Source organism: Shewanella sp. Actino-trap-3 (assembly GCF_002836275.1).
Lineage (GTDB): Bacteria > Pseudomonadota > Gammaproteobacteria > Enterobacterales > Shewanellaceae > Shewanella > Shewanella psychromarinicola.
Genome location: NZ_PJCE01000001.1, coordinates 3,054,565 through 3,076,725 on the forward strand (window position 1 = coordinate 3,054,565; position 22,161 = coordinate 3,076,725).

Sequence of the window (22,161 nt, forward strand, 5' to 3'; positions counted from 1 at the left end):
ACAGTGTTAATTTGCAACGAATCACGTTATTCTCCATTCCCCTTATGGCATAAGCGTCCTAAGGCTTTTTAAGATATACTTATCGCAGTATGACAGGGTTGTTGGAGGATATATGGCACTAAGTGAAGCCGCAATAAAAGTACAAGCCGCGCTGAAAGATCGTGGGCTAGAAACACCTATGTTGCCAAAAACCTCGACGCCAGAACAACGTAAGGTAAAAATTGAGCATCATATGAGAGAGATCCTGACATTAATGTCATTGGATTTATCAGATGACAGCTTAGTCGATACCCCTCGGCGTATTGCAAAAATGTATGTCGATGAAATATTCTCAGGCCTAGATTATGAAAACTTCCCCAAGATCACTGTTATCGAAAACAAAATGGGTGTCGATGAAATGGTGCGTGTGCAAGACATCAGTCTGACCAGTACCTGCGAGCATCACCTAGTGACCATTGATGGATTAGCCACAGTAGCCTACTTACCCCGCAGCAAAATTATTGGCTTATCGAAAATTAATCGTATCGTACGATTTTTTTCCCAACGCCCACAAGTGCAAGAGCGCTTAACCCAGCAAGTGTTAGTGGCACTGCAAACCCTACTTGAAACCAAAGACGTAGCGGTAAAAATGGATGCAGTACATTACTGCGTTAAATCACGTGGCGTGATGGATTCAACCAGCTCAACGACCACCACGGCATTGGGCGGCGTGTTTAAATCAAACCCGGCTACCCGCGCCGAGTTTTTACATCTGGTAAAATAGGCTATGACTCAGTGTTATTGCCAATAAAAAAACGCAGCCGACTAACGCAGCCATCTAAGGCTGCGTTATTGTTTAGGATGATTAATAGAAAAGATTAAATCCCGTATTGCTCACGATAAGCGCTAACGGATGCTAACTCAGCTTCCATGCCCGGTTTTTCAGACAAGTAACAGATTAAATCAGCCAACTTAATAATCGACACAATTTGACAGCCAAAGTCGCGCTCAACTTCTTGGATCGCCGACAATTCACCTTGGCCTTTTTCTTGACGATCTAATGCAATCAATACACCGGCAAGCTGGGCATTATGGGCATTAATAATCTCCATCGACTCACGAATAGCGGTACCTGCAGTGATCACATCATCCACCAGCATCACTTTGCCTTTGAGCTCGCTGCCCACCAAACTGCCACCTTCGCCGTGGGTTTTGGCTTCTTTGCGGTTGAAACAATAGGGAATGTCCACATCGTGATGATCGCACAAGGCAACGGCGGTGGTAGTCGCAATCGGAATACCTTTGTATGCAGGACCAAATAACAAATCGAACTCAATACCCGAGTCCATCAACGCCGCGGCATAAAAACGGCCTAAACGTGCCAAGTCTTTACCCGTATTAAACAGTCCAGCATTAAAGAAGTACGGGCTAGTACGGCCAGATTTAAGGGTAAACTCACCAAAACGTAACACTTGGCGGGCTAAAGCAAACTCAATAAATTCGCGTTGATAGTCTTTCACGGTTAGTCCTCTATGATCAATTTTCAGGCTAAAAAAAAGGACCGTAATCGGTCCTCATTTTTCAACTGCATATTAACTTAATGCGGCTTTTTGCACATCGACAATTTCGCGAATACTGTTTTTAGCTAACACTAACAACTCAAGCAACTCTTCATGGCTGAATGGCTCGCCTTCTGCAGTACCTTGAATTTCAATAATTTTACCGGTTTCGGTCATCACTACGTTCATATCAGTTTCTGCAGCGCTGTCTTCAATGTATTCTAAATCACTGATCGTTTCGCCTTTATAAATACCCACGCTCACAGCGGCAATTAAAAACTTAAGCGGGTTAGCTTTAATAATGCCCTTGCCACGCGCCCAGTTAAGCGCATCAACCAATGCCACACACGCACCCGTAATGGCAGCAGTACGCGTACCACCATCAGCTTGAATAACATCACAATCGATAACGATAGTGTTTTCACCCAATAATTTCATATCAACCGCAGCACGTAATGCGCGGCCAATTAAACGTTGGATCTCTTGAGTACGGCCAGATTGCTTACCACGAGCGGCTTCACGGTCCATACGGCTATGAGTTGAACGCGGTAACATACCGTATTCAGCTGTTACCCAGCCTTGACCCTGACCTTTAAGAAAACGCGGCACGCCTTCGGTAAAGCTCGCGGTACATAACACTTTTGTGTCGCCAAATTCGACTAAAACAGAGCCTTCAGCATGTGCAGTAAAAGAACGCGTAATAGTGATCGGGCGAGTTTGAGCAGGTGTACGGTTACTTGGGCGCATGAAAAGTCCTGTAGTCGATTTTAGATCATATTTGAGGGCGTATTATAGAGCTTCATGCCGTTAGATACTATGCCAAGCCAAAAATCTATCGACTAATCCTTTAACCTAGTCACCTAAAACGGCTATAATCAACTCACATTCGCGTAATAATATAACAGGACATTTCATGATCCAAAGCATGACAGCCTACGCTCGTATCGAGCACAAAGCACAATGGGGTACCGCCTCATGGGAAATCCGCTCAGTCAACCAGCGCTACTTAGAAACCTACCTGCGCCTACCTGAGCAGTTTCGCAGCTTTGAACCTGTCTTACGCGATCGTCTACGTAAACGCCTCAACCGCGGCAAAGTAGAAGTTAATTTACGTTATGAACTCGTCGACAGCAGCAATAATGAATTGCAACTTAATCAAGATTTAGCCAAACAGTTACTCAGCGCGGCGAACTGGTTAAAACAAGAAGCCGGACAAGGCGAACTTAGCCTAACTGACGTATTGCGCTGGCCTGGGGTTCTCTCCGCTGCTGAACAAGATATGGACAGCATGGGTGCCGAGCTAATGACCGCGTTTGACAGCGCTGTCGATCAATTTATCGAAGCCCGCGGCCGCGAAGGCGAAGCCATTAAAGACATGCTACTGACCCGCTTAGACGGCGTAATGAAGCAAGTGACGATTGTGCGTGAACACATGCCAACCGTGATGCAGTACCAACGCGAAAAACTCACTAATCGCTTAGCAGACATCGTCGGCGAATTAGACTCTACCCGTGTAGAACAGGAAATGGTGTTATTGGCGCAAAAGCAAGATGTCGCCGAAGAAATGGACCGTCTTGAGGCCCACGTAACAGAAGCCCGCCGTATCCTCAAAAAAGGTGGCAGCGAAGGCCGTCGTTTAGATTTTATGATGCAAGAGTTTAATCGCGAATCAAATACCTTAGCCTCAAAATCAATCAGTGCAGAAATCACTTCTGCCGCAGTAGAGTTAAAGGTATTGATTGAGCAAATGCGCGAGCAGATCCAAAACGTAGAATAATGTCCACCCGCGTCCTCAACGGTACCGAACACGCTGCTTTTAAAGGGTTTACTATAACCCCAGTCCGTAGAGGTCCACTGTTACCCACCGAAATCGTTAACGAACTGGTGGGTAATATGCTGGGTAGGTTAGTATCTAGTCGAATGCAAGAGTGGGTAAAAATCCCCACTCTTGAACTTACATTGGCTGGTGCTTATTTATGGGCGACCTAACCGCAAAAGAAGTTACTGCAAAATCCAAAGGAGTACCTGTCCGTTCCGCTGATGGTGAAGGCCTGTATTTTGTGGTCCAAATCCGGAAAATCTTTCTGGATGCTCCGCTATACGGCCAACAATAAACGCAAAGAAATGACGCTGGCTAAATACAGTGATCTTTCTCTTGCTGATGCACGTGCCGACGCCGCAGTTAAAATGAAGCAGTTTCGAGATGGCTTAGCCCCTCTTATCGCCAAGAAACGCGCTGAACAAGCCGAAATTAAAACCGTCGATGACCTCTTCGCCGATTGGCATATCGGTAACGTTAAATGACTCAAACATCACGAAATTCCCGAACGTATCTCCCGCAAAGACATTACCCCACATATAGGCTCCTTCAACGTCGATAGCGTCAACGCTAGAGACATAAGAGCAGTATTGAACGCCATTGCCGCTTCTGGCCGTCCAGCGATCGCTAATGATGCTCTTATGCACTGCAAGCAGCTTTTCAATCACGGCATAAAACTGGATCTGCTTGGCGCAAATCCAGCGAGTGCATTTTCGGTTTCTGATGCTGGTAACGTGGAAAAAAGCAAAGAAAGGGCCTTAATTATTGAAGGGCTCACTCAGTTCTTTAATATCGCACGAAGCAACAGCGAAAGTTTCAGCCGTGAGAATTATCTCGCTTGTGCATTACTGGTGACATTAGGCATTAGGAAGTCAGAATTGGCAGAAGCGCCGTGGAAGGACTTTGATTTAGAGAAGCAGGTTTGGAACTTATCGAAAGAATGCAGTAAATCTGGTGTTGGCATTGCTATTCCATTACCTGAAGTTGTCATGAACTGGATACAAGAGCTAAAAATAAGGGCTTGTGGTTCCGAATATGTTTTTCCAAGCCGCAGAACCAGCAAGAATCCGCACATGGGCGCAGATACGTTAAACAGAGCTATCACCAAGCTTTTTGGACATGAAGCCAGTAAGAAGAAACAACCCACCAACAAGATGGAAGGCATGCCCCACTTCACCGTCCATGACTTACGGCGCACATGCCGTACTTTATTGGCTACGACATGTATAGCAATCGACTATTTACTATATAGGTTTTGTCGACATGTATAGTAATTGGCACTTTTCTATATATATTTAGCTTGATATGTATAATAATGGCCGAAATCTATACATATTAGTTGATAAAAGCTAAATCTAGTGCTGAGTCTACAAGTAGGATAAATATGTACCCAATTGCCAGCTTACCGCTACCCGACCCAGAACAACTTGAAACTCGAGCCGTACTCAAAAAGCTTGCAACGGCTCATCGTTACCTCGCAGAACTTAAAGGCGTGGCAGCAAGCATTCCCAATGAGAATATTCTGATCAGCACCCTGACTTTACAGGAAGCAAAGGACAGTTCAGCAGTTGAGAATATCATCACCACCCATGATGAGTTATTTAAAGCTGAACTGTTAACAGAGCAAACCAGCATCGCTGCAAAAGAGGTACGTGACTACTCTGCGGCACTACGACAAAGTTTTACCACTGTTCGTCAGCAAAAGTTATTACGTCTAAGTGATATTTTAGAGGTACAACTCGCGCTCGAAAAAAATCGGGCAGGCTTTCGAAAGGTCCCAGGAACAGAACTAAAAAATGCTGCTACTGGAGAGGTTATCTACACGCCGCCGCAAGATGCTAATAAAATTCAGTCTTTGATGGAAAATTTAGTTAACTACATCAATGACGATGAGTGCTGCGAGTTAGATCCATTAGTCAAGATGGCGCTTATCCATCATCAGTTTGAGAGTATCCATCCTTTCTATGATGGTAATGGCCGAACTGGCCGCATCATCAATATCCTCTACTTAGTAGCAAAAGGCCTGCTCGATCTACCAGTGCTATACCTCAGCCGCTACATTATTCAAAACAAAGCCGACTACTACAGTCATCTGCAAACTGTTCGTGAAGATAACAACTGGGAACCATGGTTACTGTTTATCCTTGAGGGCATCGCACAAACGGCGCAACAAACTATCGGCTTGATTGAGCAAATAAAACAGCAGATGAATAATGTGAAACATGGCATTCGTACAAAGCTACCAAATATCTATCGCCAAGAGCTGTTAAATAACATCTTTAGCCACCCATACACCAAAATTGACTTTATCATGCAAGACCTTGGAGTCAGTCGTATCACCGCAACTAAATACCTGGAACAACTGGTTGAACATGGCTTCCTAGTCAAAGAAAAAATCGGTCGTAGCAATTACTATATCAACCAACCATTGTTTGCCCTGTTTGCTGTAAATTAACGCTTGCTCAAACAAAAAGAACCAACAGATAAACTAAACATTATAGCGGTGCTAATGGCATCCAGAATGATTGAATATATAAAAAGAACCTAATGAGCACTTCAAGCAACAACGATATCGTCCAAAAACGTTGGCATCTATGTGACGTGCTGCGCGACGATGGTATTAATTATTCCGTGAGCATCCGGCGAACTACGCCTTGCCTAGATTAACGCGCCAGGGTAATAGGCTATTGAGGTCGCAGTTAGGGTAAGATAATTTCTCTAAACAGTGTTCAATTTAATTGAATGGCGTTAGCTCATTTGCTTTGGCCGTTTCTATGATGCTGTATAAAATGGCACTGGCCTCAGCCCCACGAATCAAGCCTTCAACATGCTGATGGCCTAATACGTCAAATCCTGAAAGTAGCCAATGAAACTGCTGCTCAGATAAGCGCATACACTCATCTTCGCTTTTAGTCGGCCACTTGAATTTAGCCTGTTCGAGGCGTTTATACCAAAGCGCAAAACCGGTGCTATCCCAGTACTGGATTGTTAATTTATCACGGCCTTTATTACAAAAGACAAACACGCTGCCGTCGGTGGCCTGTCGCAACAATTGCTGCTCAACGATGATAGCCAAGCCATTTATTGATTTACGTAAATCCACGGGTTCTCGATGCAGATAAACACAAGGAAGCTGTTGAAACATCAACATGCTTGCAGGCCTTTTATTATTTCAAGCAGATAACTTGAAGGCAACGAGCAGGGAAAAGTCCATAAACCTGTTTGATGCTGTAAGCAGATAGTCTGCTGAGAAGCGCAAACCTTTGTCGGCACAGCGACGGCTACTTTAACAAAAGGCATAACCGATTTTATTTTAGCCTTGTCGGATTTACGGGCATAAAAGGTGCTGATACTGAGCTTATGCTGACGACAAAAAGTGGTGATAGTCAAGCCGCTAGCGGGCTGCTGTTTTATCAAAGCTGCCCAATCTTCATGCGAACGTTTAGCCATGTTAACGCCTGATGTATATGGTCAGTCGTTAAGATAAAGGTTCCATGAGTTCTACTGAAGATGTACTTGCCCAGACGGTTACGACTAAAATAGTGACTAAATTGATTAGTTACCACTTTCAAAAAACGCTAGTTTCCCATTTGAACTTAAGCTAATAAATATCAATGCCGATTATGTATCAATGTGCTAGAGCCCAAAGCACATCAGGCATTAAGCATTATAGTTAGGCCAATTTCGCCCCATTTATTAGACAAGAAGATCGCCATCAACTACCCTCATATATGCCATTAAAGTAAAAATTATCTCGTTAAGCGCTGCTATTAATGGCAATGAAGAGATAACAAAGCAGGGGACCGAAAAATGAAAAATATTTTTGTTTTTGCTGCGGACGAATTCAACCTTTCCCTAATGCGTTCGCTCGATTCTGCCCATGAATATTGTTTTCATGAGCTTTATCAATATTCAGAGGTAAAAACAGGAAAAGAATTTCCGGTCAAAACCTTGTATGAGGGCGCTCTAGTGCGATTGAACAGCTATCCTGGCTCCGTAGATGCCATTGTCGGCTATTTGGATTTTCCCGTTAGCACCATGCTCCCTCTATTGTGTCAATCTTTAGGCTTGCCCTCTCCCAGCTTTGAAGCCGTACTCAAATGCGAGCATAAATACTGGAGCCGGTTGGAGCAGCGCCGCGTGATCCCAGAATATATCCCCGATTTTTGCGTAGTGGATCCTTTTAAAGATGATTATCAGCAGCAGATCACCCTCGATTACCCTTTCTGGCTTAAGCCGGTAAAAGCGGTTTTATCACACCTCGGGTTTATGGTGCGTAATGGTAGTGAACTCGACATGGCGATTACGGAGATCCGCAAAAAAATCTACTGCTTTGCCAAACCCTTCAACTACTTACTGCAATTTGCCGACCTGCCAGATGACATTGCCGCTATTGATGGCTATCACTGCATCGCCGAAGGGATCATCTCCGATGGCCAGCAATGTACCCTTGAAGGCTATGTTTTTGATGGCAAACTGTGTGTCTATGGGGCCGTTGACTCAATACGTGAAGGTGAGCATGATTCCAGCTTTTCTCGCTATCAGTATCCATCATCGATCCCACAACCTGTTCAGGACAAAATGATCGCCGTCACCGAGCGCTTCCTTACCGCTATCGATTTTGATAATGGCCCATTCAATATCGAGTATTACTGGGACAAGGAGAGTGACCATATCTGGTTGTTGGAGATCAATACCCGTATTTCCAAGTCCCATTCGCCATTATTCCGCAACGTCGATGGCATGTCACATCACCAGGTCATGCTGGCTTTGGCCTTAGGAAAACAGCCTGTCTTTCCCTATCGTAAAGGCTTATATCAATATTCGGCCAAGTTTATGTGGCGCACACATGCAGATGCAATGGTTAACAAGGTACCCACAGAGCAAGAAGTACAGGCAATTACCCAGCGCATTGCGGGTACTGATATCGAGCTGCATGTCTGCAAGGGAATGCGTTTGTCTGAGCTTAATTATCAAGACAGTTACAGCTACGAGTTAGCGACCGTGTTTATCGGCGCTGATAGCGAGCAAGAACTGTTGCAAAAATACCGTGATGTGCAACAAGCGTTACCGCTGGAACTTGTGCCACTGCTTTAAATGATCTGCACGATAACCATAAGGAGGAAGTATGACGGTTGCCAAGCACTGCGCCTACAAAATCCGCCATATCGAACATTGCTGGATCCCGATGGCCGACGGCATTCGTCTTTCTGCCCGCATCTGGATGCCAGAAGGTGCTGAAACAGAGCCAGTGCCAGCTATTTTTGAGTTTATTCCTTATCGTAAACGTGATGGCGTCAGATTGCGCGACGAAACCATGCATCCATATTTTGCCGGACACGGCTATGCCTGTATCCGTGTGGATATCCGTGGAAGCGGCGACTCAGAAGGTGTGCTAACGGACGAATATCTGCAGCAGGAACTCGACGATGGTGTCACTGTGATTGAGTGGCTGGAAAATCAACCGTGGTGCGACGGTAATATTGGCATGTATGGGATCTCATGGGGGGGATTCAACGGCCTGCAAATTGCGGCAATGCAACCACCACAACTTAAGGCTATCGTTAGCGTGTGCTCTACCGATGATCGCTATGCCGATGATGTGCACTATATGGGAGGTTGCCTGCTCGGTGATAATCTTTCGTGGGCCTCGACGATGTTTGCCTACAACTCCTTACCGCCGGACCCACAAATTGTCGGTAGCAAGTGGCGCGACATGTGGTTTGAACGCCTTAAAGGCAGTGGCTTATGGCTCAATACCTGGCTTAATCATCAACACCGTGACGAATACTGGCAGCATGGCTCGATTTGCGAAGATTTTTCTAAGGTGCAGATCCCAGTAATGGCAGTCAGCGGCTGGGCCGATGGCTACAGTAATGCGGTTTTTCGCCTGCTCACCCACTTGCCCGGCCCGAGGCAAGGATTGATTGGCCCCTGGAGTCATAAATATCCGCATATTGGCGTGCCCGGCCCGGCGATAGGTTTTTTGCAGGAATGCCTACGCTGGTGGGATAAATGGCTCAAGGGGATTGAGACCGGCATTATGGACGAGCCCATGCTGCGGGCATGGATGTTAGACAGTATGCCTCCGTCAACGTCTTACCATCAACGCTACGGCCGTTGGGTCAGTGAACCATCTTGGCCGACACCCAATATTGGCACGCTTGTCTTCAAGCTTGATCGATATCGTCTGGTAGACGAATTCGCCGAAGTTGATGAGGAGGAGCTGAGTTTGCAATCACCCTTGAGTAACGGTTTGTTTGCCGGCAAATGGTGTTCATATAGCACCACGCCAGATCTCCCCCATGATCAGCGTGAAGAAGAAGGTGGCGCGTTAGTTTTCACAAGTCAGCCTTTGGACACTGCACTTGAGATCATGGGGGCCGCGGTGATTGAGTTAGAATTATCGGCCAGCAAACCAGTGGCAATGATCGCTGTGCGTCTATCGGATGTGCATCCTGATAACAAGAGCTCAAGGGTAACATACGGCCTGCTGAACCTGACCCATAGGGATAGCCATACTAATCCTACACCGCTGCAACCAGACAAGCGCTATCGGGTAAAAGTTCAGCTTAACGGCACCGCGCAGACCTTTCCCAAGGGCCACCGGATTAGAATTGCCATTTCTTCCTCTTATTTCCCGCTGGCATGGCCTTCACCTGAGTCGACGCGGATCAAAATTTACACGGGTTGTAGCCGAGTGATATTGCCGAGTCGAAATCCACGTCATCAAGAGACGATCTCTTTCCCTGCGCCTGAGGCTTCCACCAGCGGTGCCAAGCAGCAACTTATTGAGGGACATCATAACTGGCGAGTGATCCGCGAACTGGACAAGGATTTGTCTACTTTGGAAGTCATTAACGACAATGGTACTTATCACCTCGAAGATATCGACCTGATTGTAAATCGCGAGGCCAATGAGTGGTACACCTATCAGAGTGATGACTTCCAGTCTGCACAGGGCAAGACTCTCTGGCGATGGGGATTTAAGCGAGGAGACTGGGCAGTACAGACCGTCACCCGCACCTTACTGCACTGCGATGAGTTTTATTTTTATCTGGATGCTGAGTTAGACGCTTATGAAGGAGACAAGCGAGTTTATTCGCAAAACTGGAATCTTCGTATTAATCGTAATTTGGTTTGATGTTAAGGTTGAGGATAAGGTTGAGGCCGGTATTATATATCGCCTCAATTGATCCTGGTATTATCCACAATCACTATGCCACTGCACACTACACTGTACTCATTACCCAGTGTCCAGTACCCAGAACGATTTGTTAAGGGCATTAAGACTAAACGAGAGCAGAAACAAACTTAGCCTTTTATGGCTTAATGAATCTATACACCAATATATGGTCGACTGCGAGGGAATGAATAATGAGAGGGAATACCAGATTAAGCCTGTTTAAAAATGGTAAAACGGACTAAGAAATGATTATCTATCCACGCCAACATCAACCAGCCTTATCATCAACAGCTTGTGTACTCTGCGGTAAATTTCAGTCTACAATGCAATGCATCACTTGCGCATCCATACGCATTATCACTTACAGCAAAGGCGTTTAATGACAAACCCTTACTCAGCTAAACAGTGGCTCCAACTCAATATACAGCAACAAGGGTTATTACAACCCGCCACCTCGTTAAGCGCATTACTGCAGCAATTAAGCTATGTGCAAATCGACTCCATTAATGTGGTCGAACGCGCACATCATCATGTACTGCACACTCGTCTGCCCGATTATTCTGCATCTATGTTGGACGCAGCAATGAGCGATAAAACCGTGTTTGAATATTGGTCTCATGCGGCGGCTTATCTGCCTATCGATGATTACCGTTTTAGCTTGTACCGTAAGCAGCAATTACAACAAGGTGGCACACATTGGTTTGAACCCGAACATAAAGTCATGCGCGAAGTTAAAGCCCGCATTAGCAGCGAGGGTCCATTAAAATCCAGTCAGTTTACCCATAGATCAGATACCCCCAATGGCACTTGGTGGGACTGGAAACCAGCTAAAAAAGCCCTTGAGCAGTTGTTTATGCAAGGTGAGTTAATGGTTGCTAGGCGTGACAAGTTTCAAAAGGTGTATGACTTAACCGAGCGAGTGTTACCCAAGCATATCGACACCACAGTGCCTAGCGATACCGAATTTGCCCAACATTTGATCCACCGTTATTTATCTGCACACGGCTTTGGTAATTTGCAGCAAATACAATATTTACGCAAAGGCCTTAAACCGCTACTCAGTAAAACATTGGCGCAAATGTGCGAGCAAGGTGATATCGCCAGCTTCACTGAATCCAGCGCCACCACACAACAAGTTTATTTTTACCAACCCACGCAGGCATTACCAACAGCAATCCCCAATAAAGTCTGGCTGCTTAATCCGTTTGATAATTTAGTCATTCAACGCCAAAAGCTTAAGCAGTGGTTTGGGTTTAACTATCAAATCGAAGTGTATGTGCCCGAGGCAAAACGTCAATTTGGCTATTACTCACTGCCCATTTTATGGCGCGACCGTTTTGTTGGCCGTGTTGATGTCAAAGCCGACCGTAAAAATCAGTGCTTGTTACTGCAACAACTCAGCTTTGAAGCAGATGCTTTTGATGATCACTCTACAGATATGAGCATGAGTGACACTAACGATAGAGAGGCGTTTATAGCCGCATTTGTCGATGCCATTGAACACTATGCAACATTCAACAACTGCCAGCACTGGCAACTGGTGCAATGTAACGACGCAGCCATTCGTTATTTATTGGTTAAAGCCAGTAAGCATAGGCCGTGATTGTCAGATAAAAACGGCTTGTGTGACTTATCAATCGTAATGAATCGTTGTTCAGTATTTAGCTTGTTTAACGAAAAACCTCCACTCTTACTGTAGATTTTAATTCAATCTACACGTTCCACATTGCCTTTAGATAGTGACTTTCGAATAACGTAAACCGATTAAATGCACTGATCAAGACCTACGCGGATCGAGTACAAATAAAAGTACCCTAAGGTTTGTCATATCGTTCACATTTATAACCTTTGCAATAACATACAACTCAATTACTTGAATTAAATCACTAACGGAAAAATACATTGTGATATACCTTCTCAAGGCTAACGAATGCCTAAATCCATTGGGAGAGAACACAATGTTTTATATACACATGCTGCTGTTATTAGCGGTGATCTTTGTTGGTATACGCCACGGCGGTATTGCCTTTGGTTTACTCGGTGGATTAGGCGTTTCGGTACTCGCATTTGTCTTTGGCATTGCACCAGGCACACCGCCGGTCAGCGTAATGTTAATTATTCTGGCGGTTGTAGCAGCCTCGGCGACATTAGAAGCCACTGGTGGTTTAAAGCTGTTGGTAACGTTTGCGGAAAAGCTGTTACGTAAACATCCTGAACATATCGTTTTTTTAGGCCCACTTTGTACTTATTCTTTAACCGTACTGGTTGGCACAGGCCATTCCGTTTATCCCCTTCTTCCTGTTATTTACGATGTGTCATACAAGAAAGGTATTCGACCTGAACGTCCATTAGCCATGGCGACCGTTGCTTCACAAATGGGCATTACTGCTAGCCCAATTGCAGCCGCAGCGGCTGTGGTGCTTGCCACTGCCGTTGATAATAATCTTGATATTAACTTAATCGATGTACTGATGGTGACCATTCCAGCGACCTTAACGGGTTTGCTAGTGGCGTGTACTTGGAGTTTAAAGCGCGGTAAAGATTTAGATAAAGACGAACAGTTTCAGGCGCGCCTGACTGATGAAGAATTTCGTGAAGCATTAACCGATCCAACAACTGACGCAGAACAAACCCCACAAGCTAAGTCGACGGCAAAGAAAGGCTTAATCGTGTTCTTACTCGGTATTCTTGCCGTTATCATGGTGGCGATGTTTAGCAAGCAAGTACTACCAGATGGCGTAAAAATGTCAGTCGCCATTCAGTTTATGATGCTGTCTGTCGGTGGCTTGATATTACTGGCCACTAATATATCACCGAAAAAAATTGTCACCAGTAACGTGTTTACCGCCGGTATGACTGCAGTGATTATTATCTTCGGTATAGCCTGGATGAGTGACACCATCATCGAACACCATAAAACCTTTTTGGTTAGCGCGGTTAGCGACATTGTCAGTGTTTATCCATGGACATTTGCTATCGCCATGTTTGTGTCATCGATATTCTTAAAAAGTCAGGCGGCAGTATTAACCATTATGTTGCCATTAGGGTTTTCATTAGGCATCCCAGCACCGGTATTAATCGGGGTACTGCCAGCTTGTTATGCCTACTTCTTCTTTCCATTCTACCCAAGCGATTTAGCGGCCATTAGTTTCGATAGAACCGGCACCACTCATATTGGTAAATACGTACTCAACCATAGCTTTATTATTCCAGGCTTTATCGGTGTAGGTACTGCAACGGTTGTTGGTTACTTCCTATCGATGGCAATTAACTAATCTCAGCGATATTTAGGCTAAAAAAACAAAGCGATTAACGACTTGTCACTCGCGGGTATACATAGAGAAATGGCAACCAATATGGTTGCCATTTTTGTTTACATTGTTAGGTTATAAATTTAACGCCAGACAACTTTCGCCATTAGTAGATAGTCACAAGGTATAAATTTAAGATATTGATAATAAATGTAAAAATAGATAAAAAATCTTGTATATCAAACTCTATTTTTACTAATAAAGTCACCCACAACCCTATAATAATAACGATTTAGACTATAATTAATGTACCTTATAAAACAGAATAAATTAAATTATGCAGCCGTATTTACAAGCTTTTGGAACTCAGTTTACTTTGGGATTTAACCCTGATGATTATCCATTTTTAATTGATAAAAGTTACGGTAACGACACTTGTGTAAGCTTCTATTTTAAACAAGGTGATCAATACAGAATATTGTGGGTTGACCATGAAATAGCTAACGACCGTGAAGAAGACTGCGCCCGTTACACTATCGTATCAGCCACTAATGAAGGTGATGATGAGTATCCGGAGATCTATTCTGAACCTGATTCACTTCAAGTTTTTGAAAGTGAAACAAGCAAAGAATTAATAGAATATCTTAATCTAATTTCCGCATAGCTATTCATCACGCCCACCAGATCGTCCTCTGCAACACGCCGTAAACCCATCCATGGGGGCTTGACGAAAACATCCTGTTTTCAACAGCTGCAGATGCCGATATGGCTAGCTTCGACTGTTGAATGTCATCAACCTACATCAAGATTTAGAGAATTTCACTTCCAATGTGACTCATAGTCCGTGGACTTACAATTGAATAATGCCGACAATAAAACATGTATTTTATTGGAGATAACACCATGTGTGATGATTCAGATACCGAAATAATTGAAGAGACTATTGATGGTTTTGATATTTATATTGAACCCAATCCCGACCAATACCGTGACGGCTATATTTGGTCGGTTTCTAAGGATGATGAAGAGTTAAATTCTGGGTTGGTTTTTACTGTGGATGATGCTTTAGAAGAGATATTTAACAACATTAATTCAAATCAAAACAATTACCTTTAACATCTGTCATAAATTCAACAAGCGATAATATATCACCCCTAATTTGTTCCGGATAACAGCGATGTAAAGATTTCGGCACAACTAGTTTAACTCCGGCCAATTTCATCTCAGCATATTGATTAATTGAAACCCCTTCTTGCAGGGTAAATAAATGCTTTATTTTGATATCATCAGCCTCATTAATAATCTGTCGCCATCTATCTTTACATGTGGTTTTTACAGCCAGCATTCGCAACTTTTGCCTAGGAAATTGCTTATTATGGTAAGAGTCACCGGAAGGAAAAATGAAATCAGGTTTTTTATTGGCTTCCGTGACGCATTGTGAAGTAAAGTTTGTAATACCATTCTCTTGAAATATGTGCTCTAAATGTAATTCCAGTGACTTTCCGGATCTAGATTTACGTCGGTTACTCACTGAATTTGCAAGATTCACAAAGTCATCAACAGTATCAAAACCATCCCTAATTTTATCAAGCACGTGAAACTCTTCAATTTTCTTAAATGCAATATACTCAACATCTCTACGCTCAATAAGTAAGTCATCTGGTTCAGCGGCTTTAAATGTATAAACTTCAGCTAAATGCTTAATCAATTCTTCACCGGAAGGAAATTTAAGCCTCCAAGCATCTGGTATTTCGTACAGATTCGATTCTTTAGGGGTTGTGCGCTTAAAACCACTTAACAGATTATTTGATGGACCAAATAAACATTCTCCGGGTAAAACTTCACCGATAGATTTCTCAAGGAAATCTTCATCTTCAACAGTACGACATACCCATACCTGAACAGTTGCACAATCAGATTCATTCCCCCGCACAAATGCAAATAGAGATAAGGCACCAGTATTATCAGGATTTTGTAATGGTGATTTCTTTCCACCCCAACCAGTGATACGTTTTTCATTCCTTGATTTACCGAAAAATCTATTATTGTAATAAATAGCTCTTACTTGTTTATCATCAAATTCATGTGACAAGGTTACTGCTTTAAAATACAGGTCAGGGTTTAATCTATCTATGACATTCAGTGATGGAAAAAGATTATCCATCACATTTTTCGGTACATAAACTCCAACTTGATGACCGCCACTAGCGCCGGTATCATTGGCAGATAATCTTTTTATGTAAAGTGAATAATCAACAGATGAAATGCTTGATAACCAATCAGAAAATAGCACTTTATACCTCGTAGTTAAAAAAATTTAAAAACCTAAATCAATGTACCTCATAACATCTTGTTAGTCAGCAGATCAAACCAAAACTTATAGATATCAAAAACCTCAACAATCTGGGATTTTTGTGTGATAGAATCTCACACAAATCCCCCCCTAAAATTATAGTCATGGTTAAAGATATTATAACGCTTGGAGATGAACTCAATGAGCACCTTCATAAAGATGACGAAATTGCCACACACTCATTATTCAAGTTACTAATTGAAATATATGACCAAAAGAATCTAGCTATAAAATTAAGTGAGATTGGCATTGGTGTAAGCCGTGAAAATCTAAACAAATGGTCTAAAGATTCAAATTCTGTAAGTATAAACTTGGACAAAAAAACTAGGCGATTTATCGAAAGTCATTTGTTACCCAAGAAACCATCACACTGGGATAGTCCAGCATTCACATTCATAGATCTTTTTGCCGGTATCGGTGGTATTAGAAAAGGATTTGAAGACTTAGGTGGTAAATGTGTATTTACAAATGAGTTAGATCGAAAAGCTAGAAAAACATATCTTGCTAATTACTATGTTGATAAAGATGAGTTACCGTACTTTCTTGACAAAGAAGGCGATAATCCCAGAGCAAATACGTCTTTTATGGATATAACAAAGGTCACATGCAGTAATAGCCAAATTATATCCGAATCAGAAAAGGCGTCACATATACTTAAACATGTTCCACAACATGATGTACTTTTAGCCGGTTTTCCTTGCCAACCATTTTCTATTGCTGGTGTTTCAAAAAAAATATCCCTTGGCAGAGCACACGGCTTTGAGTGCGATACACAAGGAACTTTGTTTTTTGATGTCGAGAAAATTATTGAAGCTAGAACTCCAAAATTTTTTGTTTTAGAAAATGTTAAAAACCTAAAAAGTCATGATAAAGGTAACACTTTTGCTACAATAATTAGGACATTAGACCAATTAGGCTATTGGTTACTTGATATAACTAACGCAGGCAAAGATATTGAAGAAGCTATTGTCAATGTGAGAAAAAGAAAAGTTGAACCAACTATTATTGATGGTATTAATTTCACACCTCAGCACCGTGAAAGAGTTGTTATCGTTGGTATCAGAAACGATATTATTCAGAAATTCCCTGATTTAAAAAAACTTTCGCTTTCTCAAATAGAAAAACCAAAAAGTCGCTATACTCTTGACGAAATTTTGTCAGAATTAAGCAATGCTGAAATTGAAAAATATACATTGACGCAAAACCTTTGGAATTATCTTTATCATTATGCTTTAAAACATAAAACTAAGGGTAATGGCTTTGGTTTTGGACTTGTTGATCCTAGGGATGAAAATGTTACAACTCGCACACTTTCGGCGCGGTATTACAAAGATGGTTCCGAGATCTTAATAAATCAACAAGGACTTGAAGATGACTACCTAGAAGGTAAGAAGATACATGCTATTTTCAAGAACCAAGAAAGAGAAGAATTTGCGACTTCCCATGCTTTAAAATTTCTACATGTAGCAGACCAGTCCGAACAGTATAAGAAACTAATAAAAGACGGGGAAAGTATTTATGATGAAAAGTTTGGACGCTACGCAGTAGAATTTAATCCCTTATATAAAACACCGAGAAGCCTAACCCCAAGCGAATGTGCGAGATTAATGGGATTTGAAAAACCTAAATTTGATCGAACAAAAGACGATCATGATTTTAAAATAGTTTGTGCTAATGCTAGTGCGTATAAGCAATTTGGTAATTCAGTTGTTGTACCGGTATTTAGAGCTGTAGCAAAACTTCTAAAACCTGCAATTGAAATTACAAAGGGATTTGATTAATCAAATAACACATACCTTGTGCTTCTACCACCCGCGCCGGTTTTGACCAAACACTGTTGTTCGACTAGTTGAGCTAAATGGCGGGTTGCGGTGGCGCGGCTGACTTTAGCGACTTTTTGATATTGGCTACTGCTGATCCCATCACTAAAGTCACCCTCTAGCAGTCGGTTCAGCACCTTAACTTGTTCTGTTGTTAACGCTGGGGTGAGTGAGCGCCTACCGACACGAAGCCAGAATTGGGTTTTCGCGATGGTTTGTTCAATGTTATCGAGTGTGTGTTGAACAGCATCATTTAAGGTGTCTAAAAACCATAATAGCCAAGGTGTAATATCGAGGGACCCCTGTTGGGTAGACTCTAGTATCGCGTAATAAGCTTTACGTCGCTCAAGTATGCTAACTGACATAGCGTAAAAATGAATCGAACGATGTTCAGCTTGGGCTAAAGCTACATCGGTGAGTAAACGGGTGATACGTCCATTACCATCATCAAGCGGATGCAAGGTGACAAACCACAAATGAGTGATGGCTGCCCGTACTAACGGATCAAGGTCTGCCTGTTTTCGTGATTGATTAAACCACTCAATAAACTGGGTTAAGCTTTTGTCTAGCGTATCTCGAGGAGGCGCTTCAAAATGGATTGTCGGTTTGTCTAAACGCCCCGATACCACCTGCATAGGCTCATCGCCGCGTAGCTTACCGCCAACCACAGGATTAAACACTGCTTGGTTACTTGAAAACAACAGAGCATGCCAATCTAAAATACGCGTTAGGCTAAGTGGCTGTTGCCAGTTTCGTAACGCATCTAAGGTGATATCTGCTAAACCATCTGTTTGTGCCGTGGTGGGATAAGGGTTTTCTTCACTCACACCAAGTTTATTGGCCAAAGATGAACGTACAGACAATACGTTGAGCTTTTCGCCTTCTATCGCACTTGAATGAACGATATTGGCTATCATGGTATCGAGTGTCCATTGACTAGCCGATTCAGTGCCTATTTTACCCAGTAGCAAACCTTGGTTAAATTGAATTTGACGCAATAAAGAATTAATACGGCTATGATCCCATACAAAGTTGGGCCATTCTTGCTGTTGCCAAATCCACATATTAACCTCCGTTTAGCTGACTTAAATACTGTTTTGATGCAAATACCAAGCTATTCTACTCATCAAATGAGGCAAATAGCAATTTATTCGCCTCACTCAATGAGGCGAATAGGATGGTTAATTGCCTCATGACTCTCATTAGCCAGCTCAATAACACCTTGGCTAGCATTTCGGTATAATCATTTACTGTTTCTATAACCTTCAATTTCTATAACCCAATGCGACTGTAATTAATGACATCCAAGCCGACTGAAGTATCGACATCACCACAAGCCGCTATGCCTAAACCGACTTTGGCAAATAAGCTGCCCCATAAAGTGTTTATTATCGGCTTGCCGCGAACGGGTACTACCAGCGTGAGTGTAGCCTTGCTTGAGCAAGGGTTAACGGTTGCCCACCAAGCCTTTACTAAGCAGGCGTTTATGTTGGCCGATGCGGTGTCGGATGCGCCGTGCTTTAGTGATTATCAGCAGCTTGATGTGTTATTTCCCAGCGCAAAGTTTGTCTATTTAGACAGGCCGTTAGATAAGTGGCTGCCGTCGATGCAAATGTTACTCAGCAGAATGATGGTGCATTTAGATAACCACAATGGCCGCTTTCATCCGCTGATGAAGCGCAGTTTTAACCATTGCTTTGATATATGGCAGGTTGAAGATGCACTAGATGAAGCCCATTTAAGAGCATGTTATCAACGCCACCAGCAACAAGTGTTGAGTTACTTTGCTGGCCGCGATAACTTTATGGCGATTGATATTAGTGTTGCTGGCAGCTTTGCCGCGCTATTGCAGTTTATCGGCTTGCCTCAGCCAAATGAGGTTAAATTTCCGCTACTTCAATTTCCACAACTGAATTTTCCGCAGCTAAATATGGGCCGCAATGTCGCTAGCTGGGATGAATATAAACACCCCAACAAAATTAGCGCCAATGCCTCAGGGCCCGATAAACGCAAGTTTTTTGATTATCGATTATAACCTTGTCAGTTAACGGCTTTAGCAACCCACAAGCTAAAACCGGATCGGCCATGCTGACTCAGCGCGCTAAATTTGAATATCCATTTCCACATGCTGTTTTTAGAAGGCGCACTAAGTGAAGATAGAGTGCACTTTTTATGTATATGGTATCGAGTACTTTTGACTATATATCCATATTAATCACCCTTTAATGTAGGCAAAAGCTAGCTTTGCACAATTCATGTTTGTTCAATTTGGTTTTATTGAGAGCTTTATTATTCAAATTATTTTATTAGCTTTCAACGGTTAGGTTAATAAACAAACGATTTAACATCAATTAACGTTAAGCGGTTACTCACTTTTCGCTGCATACCACCCAAGATAAACTATGCTTTTTATATTGCGGGTCGGATAATCTTGCTCATTGCTGATTATCAAAGCCTTGCCCCGTAAAAATCAGTATCCAAGGTCAATTCAATAAAATTCAATGACCTACTGGATTGGGTGGTTTTGATCTCGGCATCATTATGCAATGACTGGGTAAACACTGATGTTTATAGCTTATTCAAAACCTCGAATATAGAACGATAATCTTGAAGTTGAGCAGTAATGGATAGGAGTAATAAGCATATGAATACAATACGTTTTAAAAAAATGGATGGTACGGCAGTAGCATTAAAGAAAAGCGACATTAACAACTCTCTATCGGGAGAGATCATCATGCCTGACTCAAAAAAATATGATGACGCCCGCGCCCTATGGAATGGCATGATTGATATAAAACCGAGTTTATTTGTTCGCGTTAGCGATGAACAAGCGGTGGTCAAAGCTGTCAATTTCGCCCGTACCCATGGCATTTTGTTAGCGATAAAATCGGGCGGCCATAATATCGCCGGTAAGGCATTAGCGGATGGTGGACTGGTAATTGATTTTCAAAAGATGACAGATGTCATCGTTAACCAACAACAACAAACCGTCAAGGTCAGCCCCGGCGCAACCTTAGCGGATGTTGACAAGGCGACGCAACAATATGGTCTGCTGGTGCCAACTGGGATCAATTCAACCACGGGGATTGCGGGGTTGACGCTGGGCGGTGGTTTTGGCTGGACAACCCGAAAATTTGGTTTAACCATCGATAGTCTGCGCTCGGCTAAGCTGGTCATCGCAACAGGCGAACTACTCGAGGTTAATGCCAACCAACATGCCGATCTCTTTTGGGCAATACGGGGTGGTAGCAGTAATTTTGGTGTGGTCACTGAATTTGAATTTAATTTGCATCAAGCTGGCCCAGAGGTATTAGCTGGCATGGTAGTACACCCCTTTAATGATGTGAAAAACGTGCTGCAACAGTATCAAGCCGCCATCGATAAGGCTCCTGAAGAGCTGAGTTGTTGGGTGGTGATGCGCAAAGCACCACCTTTACCGTTTTTACCGGAAGAGTGGCATGGTAAAGAAGTGGTGGTATTGGCTATGTGTTATGTGGGCGATATTGCCCAAGGTCAGGCTGCCACAGCAGAAATTAGAAAAATTGGCCAACCCATTGCCGACGTGGTGGGGCCGATGCCGTTTGTTGATTGGCAAGCCGCATTTGATCCCTTGTTAGCCGAAGGCGCCAGAAATTATTGGAAAAGTCTTGATATGGCGCAGCTCAACACTGAAACCGTGACCGAAATAGCACACGCCATCCAAACCTTACCCAGCGATGAGTGTGAAATTTTTATTGCTCACCTTGGCGGGGCGATGACAAAGGTGGCGCCGCACGCAACGCCCTGGCTCAATCGTGATGCACACTTCACCATGAATATTCACACCCGCTGGCAACATGCACAAGACGACGATCTTTGTCGACAATGGGCGCGGCAGTTACATGCAAAGTTAACTCAATATTCAATGGGCAGTATTTACGTGAATTTTATCCCAGAAGGCGATGACAACAGTATTGGCGAAGCCTATGGCTCGAACTTTGCTCGGCTCAAAAGCATAAAACAGCAATTCGACCCCGCCAATCTATTTAGGATTAATCAAAATATTGTCCCCTAAATATTATTCCCTAAATATAGTCCCCTAAATTAGCAAGCAATAGCGTCAGCCGAACAAGATTTTCGGCTGACGCTAACCAAGCCTTCAAAGACGGGGTGATGAATAAAAGCAAGGTCAACGGCATTAGCACGACAAAGTGT

21 protein-coding genes are annotated in these 22,161 nt (G+C 43.1%); 15 read left to right on the forward strand and 6 right to left on the reverse strand.

The window, feature by feature from the left end:
• The first annotated feature begins 112 nt into the window (after positions 1–112).
• Complete coding sequence (folE, locus tag CXF80_RS13070) at positions 113–763, forward strand: GTP cyclohydrolase I FolE (protein WP_101033271.1); 651 nt, start codon at positions 113–115, stop codon at positions 761–763.
• A 94-nt stretch (positions 764–857) separates the two neighbouring features.
• Here folE and pyrE read toward each other — a convergent pair whose 3' ends face one another.
• Both pyrE and rph read right to left on the reverse strand, forming a co-directional pair.
• A complete protein-coding gene (gene pyrE, locus CXF80_RS13075) occupies positions 858–1,499 on the reverse strand; it encodes an orotate phosphoribosyltransferase (protein ID WP_101033272.1) in 642 nt (213 codons plus the stop codon).
• A 72-nt stretch (positions 1,500–1,571) separates the two neighbouring features.
• On the reverse strand, positions 1,572–2,285 hold the full coding sequence (gene rph / locus CXF80_RS13080) for a ribonuclease PH (protein ID WP_101033273.1): 714 nt from the start codon (positions 2,283–2,285) through the stop codon (positions 1,572–1,574).
• Between the two features lie 166 nt (positions 2,286–2,451).
• Between rph and CXF80_RS13085 the strand changes: the two genes are divergently transcribed.
• The 5 genes from CXF80_RS13085 (at position 2,452) to CXF80_RS13100 (ending at position 5,812) form a co-directional block, all read left to right on the forward strand.
• Positions 2,452–3,315 (forward strand): YicC/YloC family endoribonuclease, encoded by an 864-nt coding sequence (locus CXF80_RS13085; protein ID WP_101033274.1) that lies wholly within the window; start codon positions 2,452–2,454, stop codon positions 3,313–3,315.
• Positions 3,315–3,527, forward strand: a complete 213-nt coding sequence (locus tag CXF80_RS13090) for a hypothetical protein (protein ID WP_101033275.1) — start codon at positions 3,315–3,317, stop codon at positions 3,525–3,527. The genes CXF80_RS13085 and CXF80_RS13090 overlap by 1 nt, the downstream gene beginning before the upstream one ends.
• 69 nt (positions 3,528–3,596) lie before the next feature.
• Positions 3,597–3,842, forward strand: a complete 246-nt coding sequence (locus CXF80_RS20490; RefSeq protein ID WP_232772101.1) for an Arm DNA-binding domain-containing protein — start codon at positions 3,597–3,599, stop codon at positions 3,840–3,842.
• A 54-nt stretch (positions 3,843–3,896) separates the two neighbouring features.
• Complete coding sequence (locus CXF80_RS20495) at positions 3,897–4,628, forward strand: tyrosine-type recombinase/integrase (RefSeq protein ID WP_443019089.1); 732 nt, start codon at positions 3,897–3,899, stop codon at positions 4,626–4,628.
• A gap of 113 nt (positions 4,629–4,741) precedes the next feature.
• Positions 4,742–5,812, forward strand: coding sequence for a Fic family protein (locus CXF80_RS13100; protein WP_101033276.1), 1,071 nt, complete (start codon positions 4,742–4,744; stop codon positions 5,810–5,812).
• A 279-nt stretch (positions 5,813–6,091) separates the two neighbouring features.
• Here CXF80_RS13100 and tnpB read toward each other — a convergent pair whose 3' ends face one another.
• Both tnpB and tnpA read right to left on the reverse strand, forming a co-directional pair.
• Positions 6,092–6,508 carry an IS66 family insertion sequence element accessory protein TnpB gene (gene tnpB / locus CXF80_RS13105; RefSeq protein ID WP_101033277.1) on the reverse strand — a complete coding sequence of 139 codons (417 nt, stop codon included), beginning with the start codon at positions 6,506–6,508 and terminating at the stop codon, positions 6,092–6,094.
• Positions 6,502–6,807 carry an IS66 family insertion sequence element accessory protein TnpA gene (gene tnpA / locus CXF80_RS13110; RefSeq protein ID WP_101033278.1) on the reverse strand — a complete coding sequence of 102 codons (306 nt, stop codon included), beginning with the start codon at positions 6,805–6,807 and terminating at the stop codon, positions 6,502–6,504. Before tnpA ends, tnpB begins: the two co-directional genes overlap by 7 nt.
• A 360-nt stretch (positions 6,808–7,167) precedes the next feature.
• Between tnpA and CXF80_RS13115 the strand changes: the two genes are divergently transcribed.
• The 6 genes from CXF80_RS13115 (at position 7,168) to CXF80_RS13140 (ending at position 14,910) form a co-directional block, all read left to right on the forward strand.
• Positions 7,168–8,454: an ATP-grasp domain-containing protein gene (locus CXF80_RS13115; protein WP_101033279.1), complete on the forward strand. Its 1,287-nt coding sequence runs from the start codon at positions 7,168–7,170 to the stop codon at positions 8,452–8,454.
• Between the two features lie 31 nt (positions 8,455–8,485).
• Complete coding sequence (locus CXF80_RS13120) at positions 8,486–10,501, forward strand: CocE/NonD family hydrolase (protein WP_101033280.1); 2,016 nt, start codon at positions 8,486–8,488, stop codon at positions 10,499–10,501.
• Between the two features lie 421 nt (positions 10,502–10,922).
• Positions 10,923–12,146: a winged helix-turn-helix domain-containing protein gene (locus CXF80_RS13125; protein WP_101033281.1), complete on the forward strand. Its 1,224-nt coding sequence runs from the start codon at positions 10,923–10,925 to the stop codon at positions 12,144–12,146.
• Positions 12,147–12,501: 355 nt separating this feature from the next.
• Positions 12,502–13,818, forward strand: a complete 1,317-nt coding sequence (locus CXF80_RS13130; protein ID WP_101033282.1) for an anaerobic C4-dicarboxylate transporter — start codon at positions 12,502–12,504, stop codon at positions 13,816–13,818.
• A 313-nt stretch (positions 13,819–14,131) separates the two neighbouring features.
• Positions 14,132–14,458 (forward strand): hypothetical protein, encoded by a 327-nt coding sequence (locus CXF80_RS13135; RefSeq protein WP_101033283.1) that lies wholly within the window; start codon positions 14,132–14,134, stop codon positions 14,456–14,458.
• 239 nt (positions 14,459–14,697) lie between these two features.
• Positions 14,698–14,910, forward strand: coding sequence for a hypothetical protein (locus tag CXF80_RS13140; protein WP_101033284.1), 213 nt, complete (start codon positions 14,698–14,700; stop codon positions 14,908–14,910).
• Here the strand turns inward: CXF80_RS13140 and CXF80_RS13145 are convergent.
• Positions 14,882–16,087 carry a type II restriction endonuclease gene (locus CXF80_RS13145; RefSeq protein ID WP_101033285.1) on the reverse strand — a complete coding sequence of 402 codons (1,206 nt, stop codon included), beginning with the start codon at positions 16,085–16,087 and terminating at the stop codon, positions 14,882–14,884. The genes CXF80_RS13140 and CXF80_RS13145 overlap by 29 nt on opposite strands.
• 164 nt (positions 16,088–16,251) lie before the next feature.
• Between CXF80_RS13145 and dcm the strand changes: the two genes are divergently transcribed.
• Positions 16,252–17,928, forward strand: a complete 1,677-nt coding sequence (gene dcm, locus CXF80_RS13150) for a DNA (cytosine-5-)-methyltransferase (protein WP_101033286.1) — start codon at positions 16,252–16,254, stop codon at positions 17,926–17,928.
• On the opposite strand, the gene CXF80_RS13155 is transcribed toward dcm, so the two are convergent.
• A complete protein-coding gene (locus tag CXF80_RS13155; protein ID WP_101033287.1) occupies positions 17,925–19,031 on the reverse strand; it encodes a Fic family protein in 1,107 nt (368 codons plus the stop codon). The two genes, dcm and CXF80_RS13155, sit on opposite strands and share 4 nt — an antisense overlap.
• Before the next feature lie 233 nt (positions 19,032–19,264).
• Here CXF80_RS13155 and CXF80_RS13160 point away from each other — a divergent pair, with 233 nt between their 5' ends.
• Together CXF80_RS13160 and CXF80_RS13165 are read left to right on the forward strand one after the other, a co-directional pair.
• Positions 19,265–20,002: a sulfotransferase family protein gene (locus tag CXF80_RS13160; RefSeq protein WP_101033288.1), complete on the forward strand. Its 738-nt coding sequence runs from the start codon at positions 19,265–19,267 to the stop codon at positions 20,000–20,002.
• A gap of 609 nt (positions 20,003–20,611) precedes the next feature.
• Entirely contained in the window at positions 20,612–22,021 is a 1,410-nt protein-coding gene (locus tag CXF80_RS13165; protein WP_101033289.1) for an FAD-binding oxidoreductase, read from the forward strand.
• Positions 22,022–22,161 lie beyond the last annotated feature (140 nt).